We start from the raw sequence: 379 nt of genomic DNA, 5'->3' as shown, positions 1-379 counted from the left end.
CCATGGAGAGGCGTTCTGAAACGTGCTCTCGCGGTCGGTGCGGCATCGACGATCTCGGTCGGTGCTTATGCGCTGCCGGCGGCTGCGGCTGTCGATAATTTTCCAGAGGCTCCGGCTGAGGCTGAGGCCAGTAATGTCGATTCCACGCTGGCTGGTCTGGATCTGGCTGGGGCGGGTCGTTCCACGGCGTTCTGGGACGGTGATCCTGGGCCCAATGATGAAGCGCTCAATGTTGACGTGTTCGGCAATGAGCTGATCGGGATCGGCAATATCGAGATCCCGGTGGATCAGATCCTGGACTTCGGTCAGGCCGGGGTTCTGCTGTCGGAGTCGGAGACCACTTCGCCGGTGGATGCTCGAGCGATCTCGGGCATTGCTG

General features: G+C 61.5%; 1 protein-coding gene. It reads left to right on the top strand.

What is annotated here, in order from left to right:
* Positions 1–379: hypothetical protein (locus SD455_RS16665; protein ID WP_445508752.1), on the top strand; the 379-nt coding region annotated here is incomplete at both ends.

The organism is Nesterenkonia sp. K-15-9-6 (genome assembly GCF_052656005.1).
The sequence above is the reverse complement of the archived record's forward strand: the minus strand, read 5'-3'. Positions and strand labels throughout refer to the sequence as shown.